Consider the following 684-nt stretch of genomic DNA (forward strand, 5'->3'; position numbering starts at 1 on the left):
AGGAGTCCAGCCACCCGGTGAATAAACTCCACCCGGCATCGTGAATCGACTTGGCCAAGTGGTGATTCCGTACCAAGTTGCGCACCTGCAAGTTCTCATACGCCACGACGTCGTGAGACGCCACCACGCACCGGGCCAGCTTCACAGCCCAGTCTCTACGCTGGCGTTGGACTTTGAGATGCACCTTGCCCAGTCGCTTCCTCTGCTGGTGGTAGTTCTTGGATTGAGGCTTGGCCCCTCTCCGAAACTTCCGACTTAGCCTGCATTGCTCTCGCTTCAACCTCCTTTCGGCACGACGCAAGAATTTTGGGCACTCTACCTTGTGGCCGTGGCTGTCGGTGTAGAAGTGCGTCAAGCCCACATCCAGCCCCACCGCCTCGCCGGTGTAGCCCACCTTCTCCCGACGCTCCACGTCCAGGCAGAACTGGGCGTAGTACCCATCGGCCCTGCGTATGACCCTCACCCGGTTGATTTTCAGGGTGAGGATGTCCCGCCGTGCCTCGCCGTTGCAGTACAGGGCAAAGGTGCCCGCCTGGAAGCCGTCCGTGAAGGTGATGGACATGCCGTCAGGAGACAGCTTCCAGCCGGACAGCTTGTACTCCACCGAACGACAGTGTTTCTGGAACTTGGGATAGCCCTTCCGGGCTGCCTTCTCCTTGCAGCGGCGGTAGAAGTTGGAGATGG

The 684-nt window shown here is 59.8% G+C and carries 1 protein-coding gene; it reads right to left on the minus strand.

The features are described 5' to 3' along the window. On the minus strand, positions 1-684 hold a 684-nt coding region (locus tag NW839_RS13525; protein WP_414380718.1), incomplete at both ends, for an RNA-guided endonuclease InsQ/TnpB family protein.

Origin of the sequence: Synechococcus sp. R5-15, from assembly GCF_047462035.1 — a bacterium.
GTDB lineage: Bacteria > Cyanobacteriota > Cyanobacteriia > Thermostichales > Thermostichaceae > Thermostichus.